General features: G+C 60.5%; 22 protein-coding genes. 14 read left to right on the forward strand and 8 right to left on the reverse strand.

Features of this window, described 5'->3' with window-relative positions; translation table 11 throughout:
- Positions 1 to 22: 22 nt before the first annotated feature.
- Positions 23 to 985, forward strand: coding sequence for an alpha/beta hydrolase (locus BFN10_RS17705; protein WP_071490766.1), 963 nt, complete (start codon positions 23 to 25; stop codon positions 983 to 985).
- 99 nt (positions 986 to 1084) lie between these two features.
- Positions 1085 to 1891, forward strand: coding sequence for a hypothetical protein (locus tag BFN10_RS17710; protein WP_058424625.1), 807 nt, complete (start codon positions 1085 to 1087; stop codon positions 1889 to 1891).
- A gap of 148 nt (positions 1892 to 2039) precedes the next feature.
- On the opposite strand, the gene prmB is transcribed toward BFN10_RS17710, so the two are convergent.
- Positions 2040 to 2948 carry a 50S ribosomal protein L3 N(5)-glutamine methyltransferase gene (prmB, locus tag BFN10_RS17715; protein ID WP_071490767.1) on the reverse strand — a complete coding sequence of 303 codons (909 nt, stop codon included), beginning with the start codon at positions 2946 to 2948 and terminating at the stop codon, positions 2040 to 2042.
- A 239-nt stretch (positions 2949 to 3187) separates the two neighbouring features.
- Here prmB and BFN10_RS17720 point away from each other — a divergent pair, with 239 nt between their 5' ends.
- The 5 genes from BFN10_RS17720 to BFN10_RS17740 all read left to right on the forward strand — a co-directional run bounded on the left by BFN10_RS17720 (position 3188) and on the right by BFN10_RS17740 (position 5972).
- Entirely contained in the window at positions 3188 to 3778 is a 591-nt protein-coding gene (locus BFN10_RS17720) for a cysteine hydrolase family protein (protein WP_071490768.1), read from the forward strand.
- 142 nt (positions 3779 to 3920) lie between these two features.
- On the forward strand, positions 3921 to 4241 hold the full coding sequence (locus BFN10_RS17725; protein WP_058424627.1) for a hypothetical protein: 321 nt from the start codon (positions 3921 to 3923) through the stop codon (positions 4239 to 4241).
- A gap of 75 nt (positions 4242 to 4316) precedes the next feature.
- Positions 4317 to 4874: a Smr/MutS family protein gene (locus BFN10_RS17730; protein ID WP_058424628.1), complete on the forward strand. Its 558-nt coding sequence runs from the start codon at positions 4317 to 4319 to the stop codon at positions 4872 to 4874.
- Positions 4875 to 4952: 78 nt separating this feature from the next.
- Positions 4953 to 5498, forward strand: a complete 546-nt coding sequence (gene folE, locus BFN10_RS17735) for a GTP cyclohydrolase I FolE (protein ID WP_003236739.1) — start codon at positions 4953 to 4955, stop codon at positions 5496 to 5498.
- Between the two features lie 102 nt (positions 5499 to 5600).
- The gene (locus tag BFN10_RS17740; RefSeq protein WP_071490769.1) at positions 5601 to 5972 is read left to right on the forward strand and encodes a glutathione S-transferase N-terminal domain-containing protein; all 372 of its coding nucleotides are present in this window, start codon (positions 5601 to 5603) and stop codon (positions 5970 to 5972) included.
- A 109-nt stretch (positions 5973 to 6081) separates the two neighbouring features.
- On the opposite strand, the gene BFN10_RS17745 is transcribed toward BFN10_RS17740, so the two are convergent.
- From BFN10_RS17745 to BFN10_RS17755, 3 genes are read right to left on the reverse strand one after another with little or no spacing between them, the layout of a single operon-like run.
- Positions 6082 to 6402 carry an AtuA-related protein gene (locus tag BFN10_RS17745; RefSeq protein ID WP_071490770.1) on the reverse strand — a complete coding sequence of 107 codons (321 nt, stop codon included), beginning with the start codon at positions 6400 to 6402 and terminating at the stop codon, positions 6082 to 6084.
- The gene (locus BFN10_RS17750; protein WP_071490771.1) at positions 6399 to 7724 is read right to left on the reverse strand and encodes an acyclic terpene utilization AtuA family protein; all 1326 of its coding nucleotides are present in this window, start codon (positions 7722 to 7724) and stop codon (positions 6399 to 6401) included. The genes BFN10_RS17745 and BFN10_RS17750 overlap by 4 nt, the downstream gene beginning before the upstream one ends.
- Position 7725: 1 nt before the next feature.
- On the reverse strand, positions 7726 to 9018 hold the full coding sequence (locus BFN10_RS17755) for a CitMHS family transporter (protein ID WP_071490772.1): 1293 nt from the start codon (positions 9016 to 9018) through the stop codon (positions 7726 to 7728).
- A gap of 111 nt (positions 9019 to 9129) precedes the next feature.
- Here BFN10_RS17755 and BFN10_RS17760 point away from each other — a divergent pair, with 111 nt between their 5' ends.
- Positions 9130 to 10041: a LysR family transcriptional regulator gene (locus tag BFN10_RS17760; protein ID WP_071490773.1), complete on the forward strand. Its 912-nt coding sequence runs from the start codon at positions 9130 to 9132 to the stop codon at positions 10039 to 10041.
- Here BFN10_RS17760 and BFN10_RS17765 read toward each other — a convergent pair.
- Together BFN10_RS17765 and BFN10_RS17770 are read right to left on the reverse strand one after the other, a co-directional pair.
- Positions 10038 to 10640, reverse strand: a complete 603-nt coding sequence (locus tag BFN10_RS17765; protein ID WP_071490774.1) for a glutathione S-transferase family protein — start codon at positions 10638 to 10640, stop codon at positions 10038 to 10040. The genes BFN10_RS17760 and BFN10_RS17765 overlap by 4 nt on opposite strands.
- An 11-nt stretch (positions 10641 to 10651) precedes the next feature.
- The gene (locus BFN10_RS17770) at positions 10652 to 11818 is read right to left on the reverse strand and encodes an aminotransferase-like domain-containing protein (protein ID WP_071490775.1); all 1167 of its coding nucleotides are present in this window, start codon (positions 11816 to 11818) and stop codon (positions 10652 to 10654) included.
- A gap of 81 nt (positions 11819 to 11899) precedes the next feature.
- On the opposite strand from BFN10_RS17770, the gene BFN10_RS17775 reads away from it, so the two are divergent.
- From BFN10_RS17775 to BFN10_RS17785, 3 genes are all read left to right on the forward strand, one after another.
- The gene (locus BFN10_RS17775; RefSeq protein ID WP_071490776.1) at positions 11900 to 12334 is read left to right on the forward strand and encodes a MarR family winged helix-turn-helix transcriptional regulator; all 435 of its coding nucleotides are present in this window, start codon (positions 11900 to 11902) and stop codon (positions 12332 to 12334) included.
- Between the two features lie 179 nt (positions 12335 to 12513).
- On the forward strand, positions 12514 to 13860 hold the full coding sequence (locus BFN10_RS17780) for an NCS2 family permease (protein ID WP_071490777.1): 1347 nt from the start codon (positions 12514 to 12516) through the stop codon (positions 13858 to 13860).
- 13 nt (positions 13861 to 13873) lie between these two features.
- Positions 13874 to 14515 (forward strand): LysE family translocator, encoded by a 642-nt coding sequence (locus BFN10_RS17785; RefSeq protein WP_071490778.1) that lies wholly within the window; start codon positions 13874 to 13876, stop codon positions 14513 to 14515.
- On the opposite strand, the gene BFN10_RS17790 is transcribed toward BFN10_RS17785, so the two are convergent.
- Both BFN10_RS17790 and uraH read right to left on the reverse strand, forming a co-directional pair.
- Positions 14496 to 19700 carry a dermonecrotic toxin domain-containing protein gene (locus BFN10_RS17790; protein ID WP_071490779.1) on the reverse strand — a complete coding sequence of 1735 codons (5205 nt, stop codon included), beginning with the start codon at positions 19698 to 19700 and terminating at the stop codon, positions 14496 to 14498. The two genes, BFN10_RS17785 and BFN10_RS17790, sit on opposite strands and share 20 nt — an antisense overlap.
- Before the next feature lie 149 nt (positions 19701 to 19849).
- Complete coding sequence (gene uraH, locus BFN10_RS17795; protein ID WP_071490780.1) at positions 19850 to 20203, reverse strand: hydroxyisourate hydrolase; 354 nt, start codon at positions 20201 to 20203, stop codon at positions 19850 to 19852.
- A 345-nt stretch (positions 20204 to 20548) separates the two neighbouring features.
- Between uraH and puuE the strand changes: the two genes are divergently transcribed.
- From puuE to alc, 3 genes are read left to right on the forward strand one after another with little or no spacing between them, the layout of a single operon-like run.
- On the forward strand, positions 20549 to 21475 hold the full coding sequence (gene puuE, locus BFN10_RS17800) for an allantoinase PuuE (RefSeq protein WP_071490781.1): 927 nt from the start codon (positions 20549 to 20551) through the stop codon (positions 21473 to 21475).
- Positions 21472 to 21987: a 2-oxo-4-hydroxy-4-carboxy-5-ureidoimidazoline decarboxylase gene (gene uraD, locus BFN10_RS17805; RefSeq protein WP_071490782.1), complete on the forward strand. Its 516-nt coding sequence runs from the start codon at positions 21472 to 21474 to the stop codon at positions 21985 to 21987. Before puuE ends, uraD begins: the two co-directional genes overlap by 4 nt.
- Before the next feature lie 41 nt (positions 21988 to 22028).
- On the forward strand, positions 22029 to 23024 hold the full coding sequence (gene alc, locus BFN10_RS17810) for an allantoicase (RefSeq protein WP_071490783.1): 996 nt from the start codon (positions 22029 to 22031) through the stop codon (positions 23022 to 23024).
- Positions 23025 to 23059 lie beyond the last annotated feature (35 nt).

A 23059-nucleotide genomic window follows, 5' to 3' on the forward strand; every position in this document is an offset into this window, starting at 1 on the left:
GCACCTTCCCCATGATGGCGCGATGATGCTGCGAGTTCTGCTTTTGACCCTCACCCTGTTTTCCAGCGTTGGCTTCGCCGCCTCCCCGGTCGTGCTGCAAAGGCCCATCAGCCTCGACACCGGCAGTGGCGAGTTGTTTGGCTCACTCTTGTTGCCCAAATCCGATAGGCCAGTCCCGGTTGTACTGATCATCGCCGGCTCCGGTCCCACCGACCGCAACGGCAACAGTGCCGACGGCGCGCGCAACGACAGCCTCAAGCGTCTGGCCTGGGTGCTGGCGCGGCACAATATCGCCAGCGTGCGCTACGACAAGCGCGGCGTCGCGGCCAGCCTGGCGGCCACGCCGGATGAGCGCAACCTGACCCTGGATGCCTACGTGGCCGATGCCGTGGCCTGGGGCAAGCGGCTCAAGGCCGACACACGCCTGGGGCCGTTGATTGTGCTGGGTCATAGCGAAGGCGCTTTGGTGGCGACCCTCGCCGCGCCGCAACTGGACCCGGCCGGCGTCATTTCGTTGTCCGGCAGCGCACGCCCGGTAGACCAGGTGATCCGCCAGCAGTTGGCCGATCACCTGCCCCCCGCCCTGTTGCTGCGCAGCAACGAGATCCTCGATCACCTCAAGGCCGGCCAGGTGGATAACGACGTGCCTGGCCCGCTGGAAGGTATTTTCCGCCCCAGTGTGCAGCCGTACCTGATCAGCCTGTTCCGTGCCGACCCATCGGCCGCTTTCGCCCAGTTGCGCATGCCCGCGCTGATCATCCAGGGCACCCACGATATCCAGGTGGGTGTGAGCGACGCCCAGCGATTGAAAAAGGCCAAGCCCGACGCGCAGTTGGCGGTCATCGAAGGCATGAACCACGTGATGCGCATCGTGCCCAACGATGTGAAGCAACAATTGGCCTCCTACAACGATCCGCAACTGCCCCTCGCCGCCGAGCTGGGCAGCCGCGTCGTGCGTTTTATCGAAGGACTTCAACCCCATTAAGCGACTATTTGCCTCCAGTCCTGGGAAAACCGGCCGATAAGCCCTGGGTCGACAGTAAAAAGACTGTCGGCTCGCTGGGCTTGGACAGGATCGCGCCGCATGACAACCACTGAAGCAACACCGGAATCCACCGCCGACACCCCGGCTGAAAAAACCGAGGCCGTCGACGCGGCGCCCCTGCCGTGGGCGGATGTCCAGGCCGAGCATTTCAAGATGCTGCGCCTGGCGCCCCTGGCCACCGACCGTGCCACTGGCGTGCGACCGTTGCGGTTCGTGCAGTTCGGCTACGCCGAGCGCAATGACAAACACCACAGCCTGCTGCGCATGGTCATCCAGCTGCCAGGGCAGCGCGTGCGCCGTGAGCAGAACCACCTGGATATCTGGGTCGACCACGACAAGCACCGTGTGCACTTCGGCCCGGGCAACAGCCTGGAAATCGAACCAGCCAACCGGGGTATCGGTCGCTTCCTGGTGGCCCAGGGCGCCGCGTGGGCGAAGAAGAAGTGGTCACACTATCGCGTCGACGGCGTCGACCTGGCCAACAAAGATGCCTTGAACGAGGCCACCCGCCTGCGCCGCGATCACTTCCTGCGCATCCAGGGCTTTGATGTGGCCTACGCCGATGTGCAACACCTCAAAGGTAATGTGCAGCCGGGCAAGGTCGGTGATGTGCTGGACAGTTGGAACACCGAGAAGGTGCAGTTCGTGGAGATTCTCGAAGCCGCGCAGATGCTGCAACAGGCTGAGCAGAACCTGGCGGAGCAGGAAGTGAAGCTGCGCAAGGAAGAGGAAAAGGTCACCAAGTTCAAGCGTGAGGACAGCGGGTTGCGCTTTACCATCACCTGCCTGGTGGCGTTTACGGTGTTTCAGGCGGGGTTGTTGATCTGGATTGCCACCCACCGCTGAAATGAGTCTATGCCTTGAAATAAGGTCTGAATATGGGAGGGGGCTTGCCCCCGATAGCTGAGTGTCAGTATTTGGAGTAGCTGACTGATCCACCGCCATCGGGGGCAAGCCCCCTCCCACATTGGCCCTATTCGTTCAGTAAGGTGGGTTAAACGCGGGCGGCAAACACCGCCTGATGTTGGCGGCACTGCTCCGCCGTCAACATGAACACCCCATGCCCACCACGCTGGAAGTCCAGCCAGGCGAAGTCCACTTCCGGGTACAACGCCTCGACGTGCACCTGGCTGTTGCCCACCTCCACGATCAGTAAACCTTTCTCGGTCAGGTGGTCCGCCGCTTCGGCCAGCATGCGCCGCACCAGGTTCAAGCCATCATCGCCGCAGGCCAGGCCCAGTTCCGGTTCGTGCTGGTATTCGTCGGGCATGTCGGCGAAATCTTCCGCATCCACATACGGCGGGTTCGACACGATCAGGTCAAAACGCTGGCCCGGCAGACCGTCGAAACCGTCACCCTGAACGGTGTACACGCGCTCATCGACGCCATGGCGCTCGATGTTCTGGTTGGCCACTTCCAGGGCTTCGAACGACAGGTCGCCCAGCACCACTTCGGCGTCCTGGAACTCGTAGGCACATGCAATGCCGATACAGCCGGAGCCGGTGCACAGGTCGAGAATGCGTGCCGGCGGTTGCGCCAGCCAGGGTTCGAAGCGGTTTTCGATCAGCTCGCCGATCGGTGAACGGGGGATGAGCACGCGTTCGTCGACGATGAACGACATGCCGCAGAACCACGCCTCGTTCAACAGGTACGCGGTGGGCACGCGCTCATGGATGCGCCTGTGCAGCAAACGTTGCACATGGGAAACTTCCTCTTCCTCCAGGTTGCAGTCCAGATAACTGTCGGCAATCTCCCACGGCAAGTTCAACGCGCCGAGCACCAATTGACGGGCTTCGTCCCAGGCATTGTCAGTGCCATGCCCGAAAAACAGGTCTTCCCCATGGAAACGGCTGACAGCCCAACGGATGTGGTCGCGCAACGTGCGCAGGCGGGATGTGATCACGGGGGCAAGCTCCTGGAAAAAACGACTGGTGATTCTAACAGCGTTCACCTGTACCGACGATGTACGAAACCCAGCGCCCATCCGTCGGATTTCATCCGAATTGCCATCATTGTGTCAAACAGGCCCACCTCTTGACATGGCTACACGTCAACAACGGCGTACCTTACGATGGTAGCGATTCACAGAACCGCTCAGCCAGTGGACAATGTCGCAAAAGCCCCCCTCACAGGAGCCCCAGAATGTCCGTTCCAAAGACGATGTTTCAACTCAGCGGTCGTGGTTACGCAGCTGCGAACCTCAGCCATGCGACCCTCGTGATCATCGACGCCCAGAAGGAATACCTCAGCGGCCCGCTCGCCCTCTCGGGCATGGACGCGGCCGTTGGTAACATCAAGCAACTGGTCGCCGCAGCGCGCAACGCCGGGCGCCCGATCGTGCATGTGCGTCACCTGGGCACCGTTGGCGGCTTGTTCGACCCGCAAGGCGAACGGGGTGAGTTCATCCCGGGCCTTGAGCCTGCAGGCGACGAAACCATCATCGGCAAACTGCTGCCCAGCGCATTTCACGGCACCGGCCTGGAAAAACACCTGCAGGACCTCGGTTCCCTGGACCTGATTGTCTGCGGCTTCATGAGCCACTCCAGCGTCAGCACCACCGTGCGTGCCGCCAAGAACCTGGGCTTTCGCTGCACCCTGGTGGAAGATGCCTGCGCCACCCGCGACCTGCCTTGCAAAGGCGGCATCCTGAGCGCCGAGCACGTACAGCAGACCGAAATGGCCATCATGGCCGACAACTTCGCCACCCTGGCGTTGACCAAAGACCTGATCTGATCGACCTTCTGATGAGCGGTGCGGCAATGTTTATTACCCCGCTCATCCGCAAAGCCTTTTCATTTGGCGCATTTACCCCTCGCCCCGGAACAACCTGTGTATTGTCCGGTCGAAGGGCCGATACCCTGGAGGAAAGGTCGGAATGAAGATATCCGATGGTTTTGATGCTCGTCGCTTGCGCCCCAAGGGCCCGAGCAACTGGCGTCTGCGCCTGGTTGCCGGCATCGCCGCGCTGCTGGCGATCGTAGGTCTGCTGTTGGCCGGCGCTGGTGGCGCTGGTCTGTCTGGTCACTCCCCGGCCCTTGGCGAGCTGAATGCCAGCCCTGGCGGCTCGGCTATCCTGTTGGGGATCGGGCTGCTGGTACTGTGGTTGGGCGTATGGTTGTGGCGGCGCAGCCGTCGGAAAATGCGCCAGCCGTTGTCGCTTAATATCGCTTCGCACCTGATGAAAAAACACGACTGATGGCGCTTGGATAGCGTTTCCTGCGCCCCGGCCGCCGCGATTTAGGTAAACTGCCCGCCCTTCGCGGAGGCTGACATGCAAGACGACGATTTTTCCCTGTTCAAAAACGAGCTGCGCGGCGTCAAGCCGATCAAGCACGACCGCGCCGACACCGGCAAACCCAAGGCCGACCGCGCGCAGATCGCCAAGCTGCGCCAGGCCGCGACCGTGCGCACCGATGCCACCACCGTGGACGGCCTGTCGGACCAGTTCGTGATCGACGTCGGCCCCGAAGACGAGCTGATGTGGGCCCGCGACGGTGTGCAGGAAAGCCAGATGCGCAAGCTCAAGATCGGCCAGATCCCGTTCGAAGGCAGCCTCGACCTGCACGGCATGACCGTGGAAAAAGCCCGGGAAACCCTGTGGGCCTTCCTCGCCGAAGCCACCAAATTCGAAATCCGCTGCGTGCGCGTCACCCATGGCAAGGCCGTGCGGCTGGACGGCAAGCGGCCGATGATCAAGAGCCACGTCAACACCTGGCTGCGCCAGCACGCCCAGGTACTCGGCTTTACCTCGTGCCAGGCCCGCCACGGCGGCGCGGGGGCGGTGTATGTGATGCTCAAGCGGACCATGATGGAAGGGCGCGACGAGTAACAAGTGCCATCGTCAGGCTTGCAGCGATGTGCCCGCCACCGTAACCTTGCGCTTTGCGAAAATCCCACAGGTAGTTTCATGTCCCTGGAACAGAATTACACCGCGATCCTCGGCCAACTCGGCGAGGACGTTTCCCGCGAGGGCCTGCTCGACACGCCAAAGCGTGCCGCCAAGGCGATGCAGTACCTCTGCCGCGGCTATGAGCAGACACTGGAAGAAGTCACCAACGGTGCCTTGTTCAGCTCCGACAACAGCGAAATGGTGCTGGTCAAGGACATCGAGTTGTACTCGCTGTGCGAACACCACCTGCTGCCGTTTATCGGCAAGGCCCACGTTGCCTACATCCCGAGCGGCAAAGTGCTGGGCCTGTCCAAGGTCGCGCGGATTGTCGACATGTATGCCCGCCGCCTGCAGATCCAGGAAAACCTCAGTCGCCAGATCGCCGACGCGGTGTTGCAAGTCACCGGCGCCCTGGGCGTGGCCGTGGTGATCGAGGCCAAGCACATGTGCATGATGATGCGTGGTGTGGAGAAACAGAATTCGTCGATGATCACTTCGGTGATGCTGGGTGAGTTCCGCGAAAACGCGGCGACCCGCAGCGAATTCCTTAGCCTGATCAAGTAACGGGCTGCGTAGGAAAAGACCGGCGTTCATCGCCGGTTTTTTTTTCGCCCGCAGAATTCAGGTAAGCTGCCGCCCCTCAGTTATGGGCAAGAGGTTTAAACCATGTTGGTCAAAGCACTTCGAGTCGGCCTCGGCCAGATCATCATCGCGGGCGACTTCCTGACCCGTCCCCGTAAAAAACAGCGCCCCGCCGAACAGCAGGCGCAGGTGAATGCAGCGGCCAAGGAACTGACCCTGTATCAGTTCCACGCCTGCCCGTTCTGCGTGAAGACCCGTCGCACCCTGCACCGCCTGAATGTGCCGGTGGCGTTGAAGGACGCGAAGAACAACGAGCAGGACCGCCAGACCCTGCTGGAGCAAGGCGGCAAGATCAAGGTGCCGTGCCTGCGCATTGAAGAGAATGGCCAGACCACCTGGATGTATGACTCCGAGGTGATCATCGATTACCTCGACAAGCGTTTCGCTGCGGTCTGACAGACACTGGATGACCCATGTGGGAGGGAGCTTGCTCCCGATGGCGGTGTATCAGTCAACTTAGTGTGTGACTGACACTCTGCTATCGGGGGCAAGCCCCCTCCCACACTTAGTTCATTATTGGCAAATCAATGTCCAGCAGTGCAGAGCCCAGGCACTTGCCATGGGCATCCAGCGCCAGCGAGCGGGTCACACCGCCGCGCAGGATGCCCGGCAGCACGAAGTTCAGTGCCTGCACATTCGCCAGCTCATAGCGCCGCACCGGTGCGGCGCCTGGCTCCAGTAGATCCGCAAAAAACCCAGCCACACGCTCGACGGTCAGTTGTTCGCAGAGCCAGGGGTAATCCTCGGCACGATAGGCAATGATCGAAATGTTCGACGTATCGCCCTTATCCCCCGTGCGGGAATGGGCCAGTGTGTGCAGCTTCATGCTTCGATCCTCGGGTTGACCGCATCACGCGGCAGCAGCAACGACGCCACCGCCACCACCTGCCGCACGCTCTTGCTCGCGCCGCCGCCACCGGACGGGCCATTGGTGTAAAGGGTTTCCACTTCGTTGCCCACGCGCACCGCTTCGCTGCGCTCTTCACAGCGTGCCGCCACGCGCAGGCGCACTTCCCAGGGCTCCACCGTGCTGCGCGGGCCGTGCAGCGAGTCCATGCCGATCAGTTCGGCACGCACGTCCTGCATCTTCACGCCTATCAACTCAAGGCGCTTGAGCACGACATCCCGCGCCAGCTGCGCCCGTGCGACAGCACCGGGCCCACCGTAGGACATCTGCCCTTCGCCGATCCAGCCGTCCAGATAGCCAACACTCACCTTCAACCGTTCGGGACGCGAGCGACCACCAGCACCTTGGGCACGAACGCGATCAGCGCCCTCCTCGACAAAGCACACCCGGGAAAAATCGGCGGTTACATCCGGCGTCAGATAGGCCGCAGGGTCATGCACTTCGTAGATCAGCTGCTCGGTGCAGGTGGCACGGCTGACCCGCCCACCGGAGCCGGTGACCTTGGTGATCACGGCCTGACCGTCAGCATCAATCTCGGCCAGCGGGAAACCCAGGCGCGCCAGGTCATCCACATCCTTGAAACCCGGGTCGGCAAAATACCCACCGCTGACTTGCCCGGCACATTCGAGCAAATGACCCACCAAGGTGCCGCGCCCCAGCCGCGGCCAATCGTCCGCCGCCCAGCCGAACTCAACCATCTGCGGCGCCAGGAACAGCGAGGGGTCGGCCACGCGCCCGGTGATCACCACGTCCGCATCGGCGTGCAATGCCTGCAGAATGCCGTCGACGCCCAGGTAGGCATTCGCAGAGATCAACCGTTCGCCCAAAGAGCCGACGGTCTGGCCGTTATCCAGCAGAAACTCGGGCTGCAACATCGTCAACACGTCGTCGCCCACCACAGCGAGCACCTTGAGATCCAGGCCCAACTCAACAGCAATTCGCCGCACTTCGGCCGCCGCCGACACTGGATTGGCCGCGCCCATATTGGTGATCACCCGCAGGCGACGGCGCCCGGTCTGCACACCCACAAACGGCAGCACCCGGCGCATGCGCTCACTCAACAGTGGATCGTAACCGCCCTGCGGATCGCTGATCCGCGCCTGTTGCGCCAAGGCGATGGTGCGTTCAGCCAGGCATTCGAATACCAGGTAATCCAGGTCGCCGTGTTCGGCCAACTCGACCGCCGGTTCGATACGGTCGCCGGAATAGCCGGCACCAGAACCGATGCGCAAGGTTTTCATCTCAAATCACTCCCAGGAGCAACGCGGTCAGGGTCATCAACACCGACGCGGCAAACAGAAACGGAATGGTGAAGCGCTGGTGATCGGCCAACTCGATCTTGCACAGGCCCACCAACAGGAAAGTCGCAGGGGTCAGCGGGCTGACCGGGAAGCCGGTGGTGTGCACCCCCAGCAACGAGGCCTGGGCCACTTGCAGCGGGTCGACGCCCAGGGCCTTGCCGACTTCGGCGATCACCGGCATCACGCCGAAATAGTAGGAATCGGGGTCGAACAGCATGCTCAACGGCATGGAAATGAACCCCACCACCGCCGGGATCAACTTGCCGTGACCCGCCGGAATCTGCGCCACCGCTACTTCGGCGATAGCCTTGAGCATACCGGTGCCTTGCATGATGCCGGTGAACACCCCGGCGGCCAGCAGGATACTGGCCATGGTCAGGGCGGTCTTGGCATGGGCATCGATGCGGGCACGCTGGGCATCTACGTTCGGATAGTTGATGCACAACGCCACTACGGTGCCGAGCATGAACATCACCACCGGGTCGACCCAGCCGGCAATCATCACCACCATCACCAGCACGGTCAGGATCAGGTTGACCCAGAACAGGCGCGGGCGACGCAGCTTGATATCGTCTTCACTGAGCACCCGTTGCGGCACCGCATCCACCGTGGAGCCGGCGCCGAGGCCCAGGCGTTTTTCTTCGCGACGGCCCAGCCACCAGGCACAGGCAAACACAAAGATCAGGCCGACGATCTGCACCGGGATCAACGGCTGGAACAGGTCCGCCACCGGCACGTGCAGGGCCGCTGACGAGCGCAGCACCGGGCCCGTCCACGGCAGGAAGTTGACCCCGGCCGCCATCGCGCAGACACAGGCCAGGATGCGCTTATCGATACCCAGCCGCGTATACAGCGGCAACATCGCCGGTACCGTCACCAGGAATGTCACCGCGCCGGAGCCGTCCAGGTGTACCAGCAGCGCCAGGGTCGCGGTGCCTACAACAATGCGTGTAGGACGCGTCCCTACCGTGCGCAGGATGCGATCAATGATGGGGTCGAGCATGCCGGCATCGGTCATGATCCCGAAAAACAGGATCGCAAAGACGAACATGCCGACCACGGGGGCGACGTTCTTGATACCGGTGATGATGAAGGCGCTGGTTTGCAGGCCGAACCCACCGAGCAGTGCGGCGATGATCGGCAAGGCGATCAGGGCCACCAGCGGCGAGAGGCGTTTGCTCATGACGGCAGCGAGCAGGCACAGGATGGTGATGACACCCAGGGTAGCGAGCATGGGTTACTCCAGAGCGACCTTTTTGGTCGGTTATTGTTTTCCCTGGAGTATTGGAAGCAGGTTAGTCTTTGTAAATTGGAATATTCACCCGCTAGTGTTCGGAAAAACAAAATGAAGAACAGTATCCAACACATTCAGGCGTTTCTTGCCGTGGCCCGTACTGGCAGTTTCACCAAGGCGGCCAATGAGCTGCATCTGTCGCCTTCTGCGCTGACGGTGCAGGTGCAACAACTGGAAGACTGGCTCGGCGTCGCCCTGCTCGACCGCAGCCCGCGCCACGTCAGCATCACCGCCGCTGGCCAGGACGCCCGTGGGCCGATGGAAAAACTGCTGCTGGATCTGGACAACATCGTCAGCGGGTCCCGCGACCTGGCGGCGTTGCGCCGAGGCGTGGTGACCATCGCCGCCCTGCCCTCGGTCTGTGCCGGCAGCCTGCCACCGGTGCTGCGCCTGTTTCGCGAACGTTTTGCCGGAATCGAAGTGCGCCTGCATGACCTGGTGGCCCATCGCATACACGCCCAGGTGCGGTCCGGCGAGGTGGATTTCGGCATCGGCGTGCGCGCACGGCTCAGCCATGGCCTGGAGTTCGTGCCAGTGCTGAACGATCGCCTGTGCGCGTTTGTACCGGTCGGTCATCCGCTGACCCGCCATCGCAAACTGACCCTGGCACAACTGGCGGACCAACCGATCATCCTCACTGGCCGCGACAGCAGCGTGCGCGAGCAAGTGGATGCGCTGTTCGATGAGACGCGCCTGACGATGAACGCGGGCATGGAGGCCAACTACATGTCGACGGTGCTGGCACTGGTGCGCCAGGGGTTGGGGATCAGTGTGCTGCCGGAATCGGCGGCGGACAGCCTGGCGGGGTTGAAGCGCATCCACATCGAGCATCCCGGCGTAAACCGGGAGATCGGGCTGATCAGTCGCAGCGGGATGGGCCTGAGCCCGGCGGCGCAACGCTGCTTTGACTTGCTGAACGAAGAACTGAATGTGGGAGGAGCAAGCCCCCTACCACAGGTTTAACCGAGCATGGCCACATGCTTGGGATGGCTGGCAACCCTCTTCAACCACGCCTGCACAGCCGGATAAGCCTCCAGCTCAAAACCACCCTCATGGGCCACATGGGTATAGGCATACAAGGCCACATCGGCGATGGAGAACTGCTCGCCCACCAGGTACGGCGTCAGTTGCAGTTGGCGCTCCATGACCTTGAGTGCCTTGTAACCGCCTTTGTGCAGTTTCTTGTATTCCTCCAGGCGGTCCTCGGGCAGGCCCAGGTAAAACTGGATAAACCGCGCCACCGCAATGTACGGCTCATGGCTGTACTGCTCGAAGAACTGCCACTGCAACACTTGGGTGCGCAGGCGCGGTTCGGTGGGCAGGAACTCGCTGCCATCGGCAAGGAAGTTGAGGATCGCGTTGGACTCCCACAAGCAGGTGCCGTCTTCCAGCTCCAGAACGGGGATCTTGCCGTTGGGGTTCTTCGCCAGGAACTCGGCGGTCTGGGTGTCACCCTTGAGGATGTCCACATCGATCCATTGGTACGGGATGCCCAGCAGGCTGAGCATCAATTTGACCTTGTAGCAGTTGCCCGACTTGTAATCGCCATAAACCTTGTACATGGGGCTCCCCCTTATGCTGCTTGCGCGTGCTGTGCTTGACGGACCACCGCGGCCAGGCGCTTGAGACCTTCGTCCAAACGGGCCGGGTCGATATGGCTGAAATTGAGCCGCAACGAACCCAGGTGTCGGTCGGGCTCGGAAAAGAACGGTTCACCGGGCATGAACGCGACGTTCTGGTCGAGCGCTTGAGCCAACAAGGTGCGGGTGTCGAGCGGCTGTTTCAAGGTCAGCCAGAAGAATAAACCGCCCTGGGGCACCTGCCAGTCGGCCAGCTCGACGAAGTGACGCTCCAGCGCCGACTGGAAAGCATCGCGGCGCTCGCGATAAAAGCCGCGCAGTTGAGTCAGGTGCTGCTGGTATTGCTCCGTGCCGATCCACTGCATGGCCTGCCATTGGCCGACGCGGTTGGTGTGCAGGTCCGCCGATTGCTTGAGCTTGAGCAGGTGCGGGAACAGGTCCGGGCTGGCGATCAGATAGCCCACGCGCAGGCCCGGCAACAGGGTCTTGGACACGGTGCCGGTGTAGATCCAGCTGGCTTTTTTCAGGCGCCCGACGATGGGTCTGGCGCTGCCGCCGTCGAAAGTCAGTTCGCGGTAGGGTTCGTCTTCGATCAGGGTCACGCCGAATTCGTCGAGCAAGGCGGCGACGGCTTCGCGCTTGGCCTCGCTGTAGCGCACGGCCGAGGGGTTCTGGAAGGTCGGGATCAGGTAGATGAACGCCGGGCGATGGCGTTCAAGGTTGGCACGCAACGCGTTCAGGTCCGGGCCGTCGGCGTCCAGTGGCACGGTGAGGCAATCGGCGCCGAACAGTTGAAAGATCTGCAACGCGGCCAGGTAGGTCGGGCCTTCCAGCAGGATCCGGGTGCCCTTGTCGATGTACAGCTTGGCCGCCAGGTCGAGGGTCTGCTGGGAGCCGCTGACCACCAGCACGTGGCTGGCCTGACACGGCACGCCCAGGGCACGCGCCTCGGCAGCGAGCAGTTCGCGCAACTGCGGTTCGCCTTCGCTCATGCCGTACTGGCCGATGTTCAGCGGCATGTCGTCCCAGTTCAAGGCAGGCAGCATGGCTTCGGCCGGCAGGCCACCGGCGAACGACATCACTTCCGGGCGCTGGGCCGCCGCGAGGATTTCACGGATCAGGGAGCTTTTGAGGCGCGTAACACGTTCAGAGAAGGCCATGGGGTCACCGGTAGCGAAGACTGTGGGAAATACGTCAAACTGGTTGACCGAAATTACGACGACTCGCACGGATACGTCAATATGCTTGACCTTAAAAACCCAACCGCCCAGCAGGCCGCGATGGAAGCGTTTTTCTTCGGCTACCAGGCGTTTACCGCCAAGGCTGACGAAATGCTCGAGCGCCGCGGGCTGAGCCGGGTGCATCAGCGCATCGTGTTTTTCATCGCGCGCTACCCGGCGCTGAGCGTGAAGGAACTGCTGGAACTGCTCGGTGTGAGCAAGCAGGCACTGAACATCCCTCTGCGCCAATTGCAGGAGATGCACCTGGTCAACAGCGTCGCGTCCGAGACAGACAAGCGCAAACGCCTGCTGGAATTGACCGAAGAAGGCCTGCGCTTCGAACAGTCACTGCGCCGCGAACAGGTGAAGTTGCTGCAACGTGCCTTCAATGACGCCGGTGAAGACGCGGTGGTTGGGTGGCTGACGGTGAATCAGGCGCTCGCCAACCAGCCCTGACCCTTTGGTTGCCTTTCATCTATTTGGCGCAGCAGATAGAAAACATTATTTGCTTTATTTGTATACAAAAGCATAATTCGCTTCGTGCGAGTTCCTGACCTATTGGTCAACAAACCCGCCAGTACCTCTCAGCGCTTCCGCGCTGGCCATAACAATAAAATGCTTGAGGAGTACTCGCTGTGGATAGCCGCAAATCCGAAGCCCCGACGCTGGACCTTGCCCCCTCACCAAATGGCTGGCTGGAACGCCTGTTCAAACTGCGCTTGCATGGCACCACAGTGAAGACCGAGCTGATCGCCGGCCTCACCACCTTCATCACCATGGCCTACATCATCTTCGTCAATCCCAACATCATGGCCGACGCGGGCATCGATCACGGTGCGGCGTTCGTCGCCACCTGCATCGCCGCCGCACTCGGTTGCCTGTTGATGGGGCTGTATGCCAACTGGCCCGTGGGCCTGGCGCCGGGCATGGGTTTGAATGCGTTTTTCACCTACACCGTGGTTGGTACCATGGGCTACACCTGGCAGACCGCCCTCGGCGCCGTGTTTATCTCCGGTGTGCTGTTCATGTTCCTGACCCTGTCCCGGGTGCGTGAATGGCTGCTCAACAGCATCCCCGTCAGCCTGCGCCACGCCATGGGTGCCGGCGTGGGGTTGTTCCTCGGGGTGATCGGCCTGAAGACCGCCGGCATCATCGTCGACAGCCCGGCGACCCTCATCAAGCTCGGCTCCTTGCATGAGCCTGCGCCGCTGTTGGCGGCGGTGTGCTTTTTACTGATCGCGATTCTCAGCTACCACCGGGTTTTCGGCGCGATCCTGATCAGCATCATCGCCGTGACGCTCGCCGGCTGGGGCCTGGGCCTGGTGCATTACAACGGTTTCATCTCCACCCCACCGAGCCTGGCGCCGACCTGGATGGCGATGGACGTAGCGGGTGTGTTCAATGTCAGCATGATCAGCGTGGTATTTGCCTTTCTTTTTGTACACATGTTCGACACCGCAGGTACACTGATGGGCGTCGCGCAACGGGCCGGATTGGTCAATGCCGACGGCAAGATCGACAACCTGTCCCGTGCATTGAAGGCCGACAGTGCCTCCAGCGTGTTCGGTGCCATGGTCGGTGTGCCGCCGGTGACCAGCTACGTGGAAAGTGCTGCGGGCGTGGCCGCAGGTGGCCGTACCGGGTTGACCGCCGTCACCGTCGGCGTGCTGTTTGTGGCCGCGATGTTTTTCGCACCGCTGGCCGGGATGATTCCGGCCTATGCCACCGCAGGTGCGCTGATTTACGTGGCAATGCTGATGATGGCGAGCATGGCCCATATCAATTGGGATGAGGCCACCGACAGCATTCCGGCGATTGTCACCGCGATCATGATGCCGCTGACGTTCTCGGTCGCCGATGGGATTGCCCTGGGGTTTATCACCTACGTGGCCCTCAAGGCCGGTACCGGCAAGTACCGCGAGATCTCCGTGAGCCTGTGGGTGCTGTGCGCGATTTTCATCGCGAAATTCATATTTCTATAAAGAGGAGCAAGGCATGAGTCTGGAAACCTGGTTGTTGTTCAGTGGCGCGGCATTGGTGGTGATCCTGATCCCCGGGCCGCTGTCGTTGTTGATGATCAGCAACAGCCTCAACTATGGCTTGCGCCGCTCCTACCCTGCCTTCCTCGGCGGCGTAACCGCCTCGATCTGCCTGCTCAGCGCCTCGGCCCTCGGCTTGGGCGCGCTGTTGCTGGCGTCGGAACAGCTATTCAGTGCGCTCAAGGTGGTCGGCGCAGCCTACTTGTTCTATTTGGCCTGGCAGAGCTGGAAGCAATCGCGACAACCGGCCCTAGGCGCCGAGGTCATGATGTCGGCTGCCACACCGCGCTTTTGCAGCCTGTTTGGCCGCGCATTTGTGCTCGGCGCGAGCAACCCCAAGGACATTCTGTTTTTCGCCGCCTTCCTGCCTCAGTTTCTCAGCGCCGAAAGGCCATTTCTGCCGCAATTGCTAATGATGATCGCCACCTGGACGCTGCTCGACCTGCTCTGCAAGCTTGCCTATGGCTTGAGCGCCCAGGGGGCCGCACGGTATCTACGCAGCGGCAAAGGTCAAGGCTGGTTCAACCGCGTCAGCGCAGGGTTGTTTGGCGGTGCGGGGGTGATGTCGCTGATGAAGGTCAGGATGGACTCACTTTGACAAAATAAATGCTCGGGGGAACCGTACCCGTGGTGGGCCATTGAATGCCTGCCACGATCCGGACCAACCGCCCTTCCTCCATAGCTGTTTTGACGGGCAAGAATGCTGGGTTCTTTGAGTTTCTGCGAATGGTAATGTTGAGCCATTCATCGGTCAGTCTTTTTTGTAAGTGGATACTCCCTCCCTCTACCCAGTGAACTGACACGTAATAAAGTGAATTCGACCCGGGGTGCGTCGCCGCCAACTCACATGATGGGGAACCGGGACGCTTAACGTCTAGTTGATGAACCGTGAACCCCCGCTGCAGCAGCCCCCCCTCGACGGCAGTCATCATCACAGTGCGGCGCTCGGGGGAGATACGAGACTTAACGATCCGCAATGAGGGGTCTAATCCCCTCATCTGAAAGTCAACACGCGTGAAGCCAGGGCTAGCACCCTGATAACCAATAAAAAAGTTCCCGGTGCCCCTCTCAACGGGCCTTAGCATTCTCAACAAGTCATCCGTTTGCCCCGGCCGAGCAGGCAGTGGCGGCAACCATTTGTCCAACGTTGTGCGGATGTTAAGCAAATGAGTTGCCGTTGCAGAACCTTCTGGCCCAGACAACTCAATCATGCGTATGACAGTGAGATCTCGATCCCTGATTGTCATGGAGGGGAAGGCCTCACCTACAGACTGAGCCAACGGTCTGTCGAACAGCGGAGCATGGGGTATCCATTCGCCCTGGGCAGAGAAGGACATTGGAAGGGGTTGTTCATGCCGCGCCGTGCTTGTCCAGCGCACGATATCAACGGCAGCCTTTGAAGCCAGAGGCTCATTCTTTGTCATAAACACAATACGGTTCAAAGGCGCCTGCTGTCCCTCAGGTAGCAACCTGTAAAAACCACTTGTCAGGTGGTCGAATGGAACATTCGGCGGGGCGATTCGCGCAACATTATAGGAACAACCGGGGGCCTCACCGGGAACGCGGAAAACGCCAGGTGCAGGAGAAACCACTTGTCGAGGATCAGGGGCTGGTATACGCCAACTTGTCCAATGTTCAGTCGTGCTAGTTGATCGAAGAATCGTATTTTCCGTCGCCGTGCGCACAATGGGCGGCCACCAATCAGGCGGGGGCGACACCGGCGAGCGCCATGGATTCAACGTTCCTGAACTCATCCCCGCCACGGGCTGGGGCGCGTCCGCACCGAGCAACCACTCGCCCGACTCATGGATGTTCAGGATCAGTTCGTCCTGGCCCGCGACCTGCTGGTTTTTCAGGCGAAGAAACGGTTCGTTGTTGCGCCGATAAACAGGGTAATGGTGGGTGCCATCCGCCATGAAAAGCGTGCCCCCCTTCGCGTACACACCCTCCTCGCCCAGCCCTTTGAGCGCCACGGCCCCTTCGGGCACCGATTTGACTTTGAAACGCTCCAGCGCCGGAAGTTGCTTCACCGATGACACCGGACGGGGAACGCCACTCAGTTCCCCACGCCAACGGCGTATCCGTCCCAACGCCGGCGGCAAAGCAGAGCGTATAGCAGCATTCGCCACATTACCGACTCTCTTGGGGCCGGGTACGAAGGTCATCACAAGACCAACCATAGAAAGCTTTATCGTATCGGCCAACACACGTTTATCACGGGGATCGCCAGAACGCTGATAGCGCCGCACCGCCAGGTACAGTTCAACGATGTCATTGAACGCCCCGGCAATCGGAAAAAAGACACCTAACATCATCCGTATTTTAGATACGCTATCGTCGCGAAGGCGCCGGGTTCGATATTCCTCCAGCGCCTTATTGGAATAGCTGGCGGCCTGTGTCTGTCGTTGCAGGCACTGCACATGGCCGTGGTACAGCAACGCCTGGGCATCGCTGTTGGACCGGGGGACAATCGCCAGCCAATCCTTTGGGTTGCTGGCAATCTGCTCGAACACCTGCGCTTCTATCTCATCAAGCGACAGCGATGGCTCCAGATGCTTTGCGCGGGTCACACGAGACAACAGCCATTTCCCGATCACAAAAAACATCCCAGCCTTCGCTTTAGCCAGGCTGAAGACATTGCGTTCAAACAGAGCGTCGAACGTTGCCTCAAAGGCCCAGCCGGCGGCGACCTGCCGCGCCAGCGCCTTGGCGTTATCGGGCAATGCGCCGAAGCGATTCAATTCAGCCGTGGCTTGTTCAAGACTACTGTACTCAGTGAGCACCCAGGCGTGCGGGGCCTGCGGCCAATAGACCACGCAAAGCTGCGAGTGCTTGTCTTGCACGACCACTATCCCGGTGACATAGCGATCATGCTGCAGCGTATGCCCCACCAGATGAACCACGTGCAGTTGTAATTCATGCTGGTTTTTCAACAGGTCCTGCGGCGTTCGCGCGGCCATTGCAGTGCTGAATACGCTCTGCGCTTGCGCCGACAGCCCCTGTTGAACCGCTGAAAACAGATGATAGTCAACGCCCGCGCGCAACACTCGATTCAGTAACTCAGGCATTCGGCCTTCGCTGAGCGACTGGTCAGGGCTAACGGGTGGATAAAAACTGTCTTTGATCAGCACGCCGTACCGACCGCCGATATCCAGCGAAGCGATTATTTGCCTCAGATGGTTAACATGAAAGCCTGGCCACGGCACTCGCAGAAGACAGGCACGGTTTAATTTGTACTGGGTCCAGGATGCCAGCGGATCCAGGTTTTGCAGCGCCACCTCCATCAGACTGAAGGCCCTGCATGCAGAAGACAGAGGCAATCGGGTTTTCGGGTCCTTCAGTAGGCAGGCCTCTTCGTAATCACAATAGGTGCCGTGAATATCGCCAGACATCGCGATAAAAGGCTCGTCCATATCAATCTCCAGGGCGATCCCCTCGCTATACAAGCGGGCGGTCAACGCCTGCCTGGCATACGTGTGTAAATCTGGCAGACGCTGTTCTTGCCGCGCTAACAATGCCCAGGCGCTGCTCATGTAGTGCTTTTGCACGCGCCTGCAGTGCCTACGCTGCGCACGCGTTGCCGTCGTCAACCATGTCGGCAGTTTTTTCGCTTCAAGCGCAACCTTGCGCAGCAGCTCAATATTCGCCTGCGCTCGGCTCAGGGCGCTGTTGACAGGAGCCTTCAGTTGTTGCTCCAGCTCAGTCAGCAGCAGCGCACGGCTCAACTGCGCATCCTTTACCTCACTGAAAACACGGGTGATATCTTCGCTGCTTTTGTGCAATCGGTCGTAAGTCCCCAGCAACTTCTTGAGAGTGGCCAGCGCGGGCTTACCCGGGATGTCTACATAGCGCACGCTCAGGGTTTCACGGGCGGCATGTGCACGTAAGTCGCGACGTTTATCGTGCTCGACACAGCCCCACAGCACAGAGTCGTCCCGACTGCCCAGGCTTGCCTTGAGACTGCGTGTTAGCCCGTCCACCCCGGAAAAAGCCAATACCCCCCCCTCTTCCCCAAAGGCGTACAGAACCACGGGAAGCTGGCGTGTCGGCCTGCTCAACGCCGCTGCGGTGGTGATCACCCACACGTTATGGAGCGGATAGAAGGCGTCTGGGTCGTTGCCAATGGCGACTGACATCACCTGGGTTTGACTGCCGGGGCGCTTGCTTGCCAAAGGCTGATCTATCACCTCAATCATCAAGTCCCGATGTGCCGTGCCGAGGAGCTTGAGCCGGTGTTGCAATTGAACCTCACAGCGCAGAGCCTCGGCCTGGGCGTTCATGAACAGCGAAACACGCCTGGGAGTACCCGCCCCGCCGGGTCGTTCAGCCCAAAAAGCCAGATCAAGCGACCTTTGCGGTGCCTCCTTGATCAACGTCTTTAACGCCTGTGTATGAATCTCCAATTGGCTCATCAGCGACAGGTGATCTTGGTACGCAGGTGTCTGAGCAGCGGGATCATTCGGAGCCAACAGCGCGACCAGGCCTTTTTCATAGCGCTTGACCTGATGCTTTACGGTAAGGAATGCGAGGCCGGGTGGCATGCTGGCAAAAATTATTTCTGCGTGTCGTCGCTGATGATCCCATTCAAGTAACGAGTCGCGGATGGCCCCCAGGCGAACGCCGCCGATCAACTGCTTTCTGGTGCGCTCCATGAACCTGAGAAAGGGCACTACCTCCAGCGATTGAGACTGGGGGGGCTCTGCGGAGAAGACCTGGGCCAGATTAATCGTAAAGGCACAAGCGACTTCATTGGCCCATTGCCCCTCCAGCAACATCTGCGTGCCTTGCGTCAGCGCATCCCCCACAATCTTCGGACCACACGCGAATCCAGTTGCCGACGACAGGCCGGCCGGTGAGCACAATCCATTGCGCCGCTTCAACGGCATACACTGCCACAACTGGTGAAAGCGCTCTCTGTCCAGCTCCAGCAGGCCGCACTGAAGGTCGTTGAAGCTCGGGTACTCGTAGAAGTTGCGTACCACACCTGGAAGGTAAGTCACGTGGAGGGCTTCAGCAGACTCACCCTCACGGTAAATATGCAACGCTCCGGGGATCGCTTCAGCCGGCGAGCCCGGCCACATCAATTGGCTCACGTGCACGTTGGCCCAATGCCCACCTGCCCGCTGGCGTGCTTCAGCAGTCGGGGCATCGATCACGGCCTGGACCATCAGCATTGCCGCACTCGACAGTTCGTTGAGTTGCCACGAGATAAAGGCCCGGTCAGCGAACAGTCCTGCATGCAGCTCGATCCAGCGCTCACGCCGCGTCAGCCAGGAACCCTCGGCCAGGGTATTCCAATAGGTGTCATGCGCACGCGCCAGCCGGTCAGACAGCCGCATCTCGACTACCCGCTGCAATACCTCCAACGGCGTGTAGGACAATCGACGACTCGGCTCACCCTTGACGCTCAGGACGGTAAAGGCATTGACGTTGATTTCCACCACCGGCTTGACCAGCAACAACAATGCCCGCTCGGTCAGCGTCTGGACCTTCTCAGGTACAAGCGGCGGTTTGGGCTCGGTAAACAACAGCGTGTCCGGGTCAATCTCGAACGCCTTGTGCAGCTCGGCGCGGATGACCTTCAACACTGTGGGCGAACGTCCTATCAGGCGGGCAAGCGCCCGAGTCGACTCGACGCACCGAAGGTCGGCAAAGGCAATCTTATTGATCAAGCGGCTGGGATGCGTACTGGCGTTTATTCGCCACCGCAGTGTTTTGCGTATTTCCTGCGACGCCGCTTGGGCGGCCATGTCTGCATCATCGGTATCGGGGGGCGGGCTCATGGTGTTTTCTATCAATGAGAAAAACCCAGCCTAAATAGGGCGCACACGCGAAAGGAGCTAGATAGTTAAGCCCAGAATCGAAAAAAGCCCGCAGTGTGGGCGGGCGAAAAACCAACGAAGGGCTTTGGGGGTGTGAAGCGAGTTGACGCTCAGCTACCGCGATAGGTGGAGTAGCTGTAGGGCGAAATCAGTAGCGGGACATGGTAGTGATCCTGTTCGGCGCTGATGCCGAAACGCAGCACTACCACATCGAGGAAGGCCGGCTCCGGCAGTTGCACGCCACGGGCGCGATAGTAATCGCCAGCGCTGAATTGCAATTGGTACACGCCGCTGCGGTAGTCATCGCCTTGCAGCAACGGTGCGTCGCAGCGGCCGTCGCTGTTGGTCTGCGCGGTGGCGACCAGTGCCAGCTGCGCGCCTTCGACGCGGTACAGCTCAACCTTGATTGCGCTGCCGGGGCAGCCGTGTGCGGCGTCCAATACGTGTGTGGTCAAGCGTCCCATGGCGTCTACGCGCCTCCTGTGGTCAATAGAAGAGTGATCCGCACTTTTTCAGGGCATCGAAAAAGCCGGCGATGATCGATTAAGACACTTTTTAAAAAAATTGTACACAATAAAAATCACAAACTCTCAGATCCGCCTGCTGCCATTGCTCAACAGGGCAATCTGCGCGTTATCCTTGCTTTTAAACGACCTTTTGTCCATTAGCTGACCAACCAGGCAAGTTTCTTGCTACACCACTGGTCTAGCGCTACGCCGAAAAAATGCAGAAATGTAGGCTTACAAAGTGCGCGATAAGTTGTATACAATCACTCATCGCTACTACGACGAACAAGAAGGAAGACTGCAGTGAGCGCTGACTACCCACGCGACCTGATCGGTTACGGCAGTAACCCTCCTCACCCCCACTGGCCGGGCAAGGCGCGCATTGCGCTGTCTTTCGTACTCAATTACGAAGAAGGCGGCGAGCGCAATATCTTGCACGGCGACAAAGAATCCGAAGCCTTTCTCTCCGAAATGGTTTCGGCCCAGCCCCTGCAGGGCGAGCGCAACATGAGCATGGAGTCGCTGTACGAATACGGCAGCCGTGCCGGCGTGTGGCGTATCCTCAAGCTGTTCAAAGAATTCGATATCCCGCTGACCATCTTCGCCGTGGCCATGGCCGCGCAGCGCCATCCGGATGTGATCCGCGCCATGGTCGACGCCGGCCATGAGATCTGCAGCCACGGCTACCGCTGGATCGACTACCAATACATGGACGAGGCCCAGGAGCGCGAGCACATGCTCGAAGCCATCCGCATCCTCACCGAACTCACCGGCGAACGCCCACTGGGCTGGTACACCGGGCGCACCGGCCCCAATACCCGGCGGCTGGTCATGGAGGAAGGCGGCTTCCTCTATGACTGCGACACCTACGACGACGACCTGCCCTACTGGGAACCCAACACCCCGACCGGCAAGCCGCACCTGGTGATCCCCTACACCCTGGACACCAACGACATGCGCTTCACCCAGGTGCAGGGTTTCAACAAGGGCGATGATTTTTTCGAGTACCTCAAGGACGCGTTCGACGTGCTCTACGCCGAAGGGGCCGAGGCACCGAAGATGCTTTCCATCGGCCTGCACTGCCGCCTGATCGGCCGCCCGGCGCGCCTGGCGTCGTTGAAGCGCTTTATCGAGTACGTCAAAGGTCACGAGCAGGTGTGGTTCACCCGCCGCGTCGACATTGCCCGCCACTGGCAGGAAACCCACCCCTACACGGGAGCGGCGAAATGACTGCGTTCCACGGCCTGAAACCCTCGACCTTGAGCCGAGATGAGTTTGTCGCTGCCTTCGCCGATATTTACGAACACTCGCCATGGGTGGCCGAAAAGGCCTTCGACCTGGGCCAGGATGCTTCGATCGACCAGATCGAAACCCTGCACCAGCGCATGAGCGACATCCTGTTGAGCGCTGATCATGCCAGCCAGCTGGCGCTGATCAACGCTCACCCGGACCTGGCCGGCAAAGCCGCCGTCCAGGGCCAACTGACCCAAGCCAGCACCGATGAGCAAGCTGGCGCGGGGATTCACCAATGCACGGCCGAAGAGTTCTCGCGCTTCACCGAGCTGAACGACGCCTACAAGGCCAAGTTCAAGTTTCCCTTCATCATGGCGGTAAAAGGCAGCAACCGGCATCAGATCCTGGCCGCGTTCGAAACGCGCATTCACAACTCGGTCGAGGCCGAGTTCAAATGTGCACTGGCCGAGATCAACAAGATCGCGTTGTTCCGATTACTGACCCTCTAAACGACCATCCCCAGCCACTTTATCTAAGGCAGACAAGAAGAATGAAAGCTTACGCCGTACCTTTCGAAAAGTTCGTCAACCTGGCCGACGCCCGCCTGGGCACCAAGATCATCTCCGTCACCGATGACTGGTTCGCCGACGCCAACCGCCTGTTCCAGCCGACCCCGGCCGTATGGAAGGAGGGCGTTTTCGATGACAACGGCAAGTGGATGGACGGCTGGGAGTCGCGCCGCAAACGCTTCGAAGGCTACGACAGCGCTGTGATCCGCCTGGGTGTGCCAGGCTCGATCAAAGGCGTGGACATCGACACTTCATTCTTTACCGGCAACTTCCCGCCATCGGCCTCCCTGGAAGCCTGCTTCCTGACTTCGGGCGAGCCGGATGACAACACCCAGTGGGTCGAAGTGCTGTCCGCCGTCGAGTTGCAAGGCAACAGCCACCACTATCACGAGATCCACAACGACCAGGCCTTCAGCCACCTGCGTTTCAACATCTACCCGGACGGCGGCGTGGCGCGCCTGCGCGTATACGGCGTGCCGTTTCGCGACTGGTCCTCGGTGGGCGACAACGAACAGGTCGACCTGGCGGCAGCACTCAACGGTGGCCGTGCCCTGGCCTGCTCCGATGAACACTTCGGCCGCATGAGCAACATCCTCAATCCAGGCCGTGGCATCAACATGGGCGACGGCTGGGAAACCGCGCGTCGTCGCACACCGGGCAATGACTGGGTGATCGTGGCGCTGGGTCACCCGGGCGAGATCGAGAAGATCATCGTCGACACCCTGCACTTCAAGGGCAACTACCCGGACACCTGCTCGATCCAGGGCGCGTTCGTGAAGGGCGGCACCGACAGCCAGATCGAAACCCAGTCGCTGTTCTGGCGCGAACTGCTGCCGGCGCAGAAGCTGGAAATGCACGCCGAACACACCTTCGCCGAGCAGATCAAGGCGCTGGGGCCGATTACCCACATCCGCCTGAATGTGTTCCCGGATGGGGGCGTAAGTCGCCTGCGGGTCCTCGGTAAGGTAGCGAAATAAGGGTGGACCCCATCGCGGGCAAGCCCGGCTCCCAC

The organism is Pseudomonas extremorientalis (assembly GCF_001870465.1).
GTDB classification, from domain to species: Bacteria; Pseudomonadota; Gammaproteobacteria; order Pseudomonadales; family Pseudomonadaceae; genus Aquipseudomonas; species Aquipseudomonas extremorientalis.

What these genes read in the sequence shown, in the direction of transcription:
- BFN10_RS17720 (WP_071490768.1), top strand. Translation starts at nt 3,188, where the DNA reads ATGTCCGTTCCAAAGACGATGTTTCAACTCAGCGGTCGTGGTTACGCA.
- folE (WP_003236739.1), top strand. Translation starts at nt 4,953, where the DNA reads ATGTCCCTGGAACAGAATTACACCGCGATCCTCGGCCAACTCGGCGAG.
- BFN10_RS17740 (WP_071490769.1), top strand. Translation starts at nt 5,601, where the DNA reads ATGTTGGTCAAAGCACTTCGAGTCGGCCTCGGCCAGATCATCATCGCG.
- BFN10_RS17755 (WP_071490772.1), bottom strand. Translation starts at nt 9,018, where the DNA reads ATGCTCGCTACCCTGGGTGTCATCACCATCCTGTGCCTGCTCGCTGCC.
- BFN10_RS17760 (WP_071490773.1), top strand. Translation starts at nt 9,130, where the DNA reads ATGAAGAACAGTATCCAACACATTCAGGCGTTTCTTGCCGTGGCCCGT.
- alc (WP_071490783.1), top strand. Translation starts at nt 22,029, where the DNA reads ATGAAAGCTTACGCCGTACCTTTCGAAAAGTTCGTCAACCTGGCCGAC.
- BFN10_RS17745 (WP_071490770.1), bottom strand. Translation starts at nt 6,402, where the DNA reads ATGAAGCTGCACACACTGGCCCATTCCCGCACGGGGGATAAGGGCGAT.
- BFN10_RS17750 (WP_071490771.1), bottom strand. Translation starts at nt 7,724, where the DNA reads ATGAAAACCTTGCGCATCGGTTCTGGTGCCGGCTATTCCGGCGACCGT.
- uraH (WP_071490780.1), bottom strand. Translation starts at nt 20,203, where the DNA reads ATGGGACGCTTGACCACACACGTATTGGACGCCGCACACGGCTGCCCC.
- BFN10_RS17770 (WP_071490775.1), bottom strand. Translation starts at nt 11,818, where the DNA reads ATGGCCTTCTCTGAACGTGTTACGCGCCTCAAAAGCTCCCTGATCCGT.
- BFN10_RS17710 (WP_058424625.1), top strand. Translation starts at nt 1,085, where the DNA reads ATGACAACCACTGAAGCAACACCGGAATCCACCGCCGACACCCCGGCT.
- BFN10_RS17765 (WP_071490774.1), bottom strand. Translation starts at nt 10,640, where the DNA reads ATGTACAAGGTTTATGGCGATTACAAGTCGGGCAACTGCTACAAGGTC.
- BFN10_RS17725 (WP_058424627.1), top strand. Translation starts at nt 3,921, where the DNA reads ATGAAGATATCCGATGGTTTTGATGCTCGTCGCTTGCGCCCCAAGGGC.
- BFN10_RS17730 (WP_058424628.1), top strand. Translation starts at nt 4,317, where the DNA reads ATGCAAGACGACGATTTTTCCCTGTTCAAAAACGAGCTGCGCGGCGTC.
- uraD (WP_071490782.1), top strand. Translation starts at nt 21,472, where the DNA reads ATGACTGCGTTCCACGGCCTGAAACCCTCGACCTTGAGCCGAGATGAG.
- BFN10_RS17785 (WP_071490778.1), top strand. Translation starts at nt 13,874, where the DNA reads ATGAGTCTGGAAACCTGGTTGTTGTTCAGTGGCGCGGCATTGGTGGTG.
- BFN10_RS17775 (WP_071490776.1), top strand. Translation starts at nt 11,900, where the DNA reads ATGCTTGACCTTAAAAACCCAACCGCCCAGCAGGCCGCGATGGAAGCG.
- BFN10_RS17790 (WP_071490779.1), bottom strand. Translation starts at nt 19,700, where the DNA reads ATGAGCCCGCCCCCCGATACCGATGATGCAGACATGGCCGCCCAAGCG.
- BFN10_RS17705 (WP_071490766.1), top strand. Translation starts at nt 23, where the DNA reads ATGATGCTGCGAGTTCTGCTTTTGACCCTCACCCTGTTTTCCAGCGTT.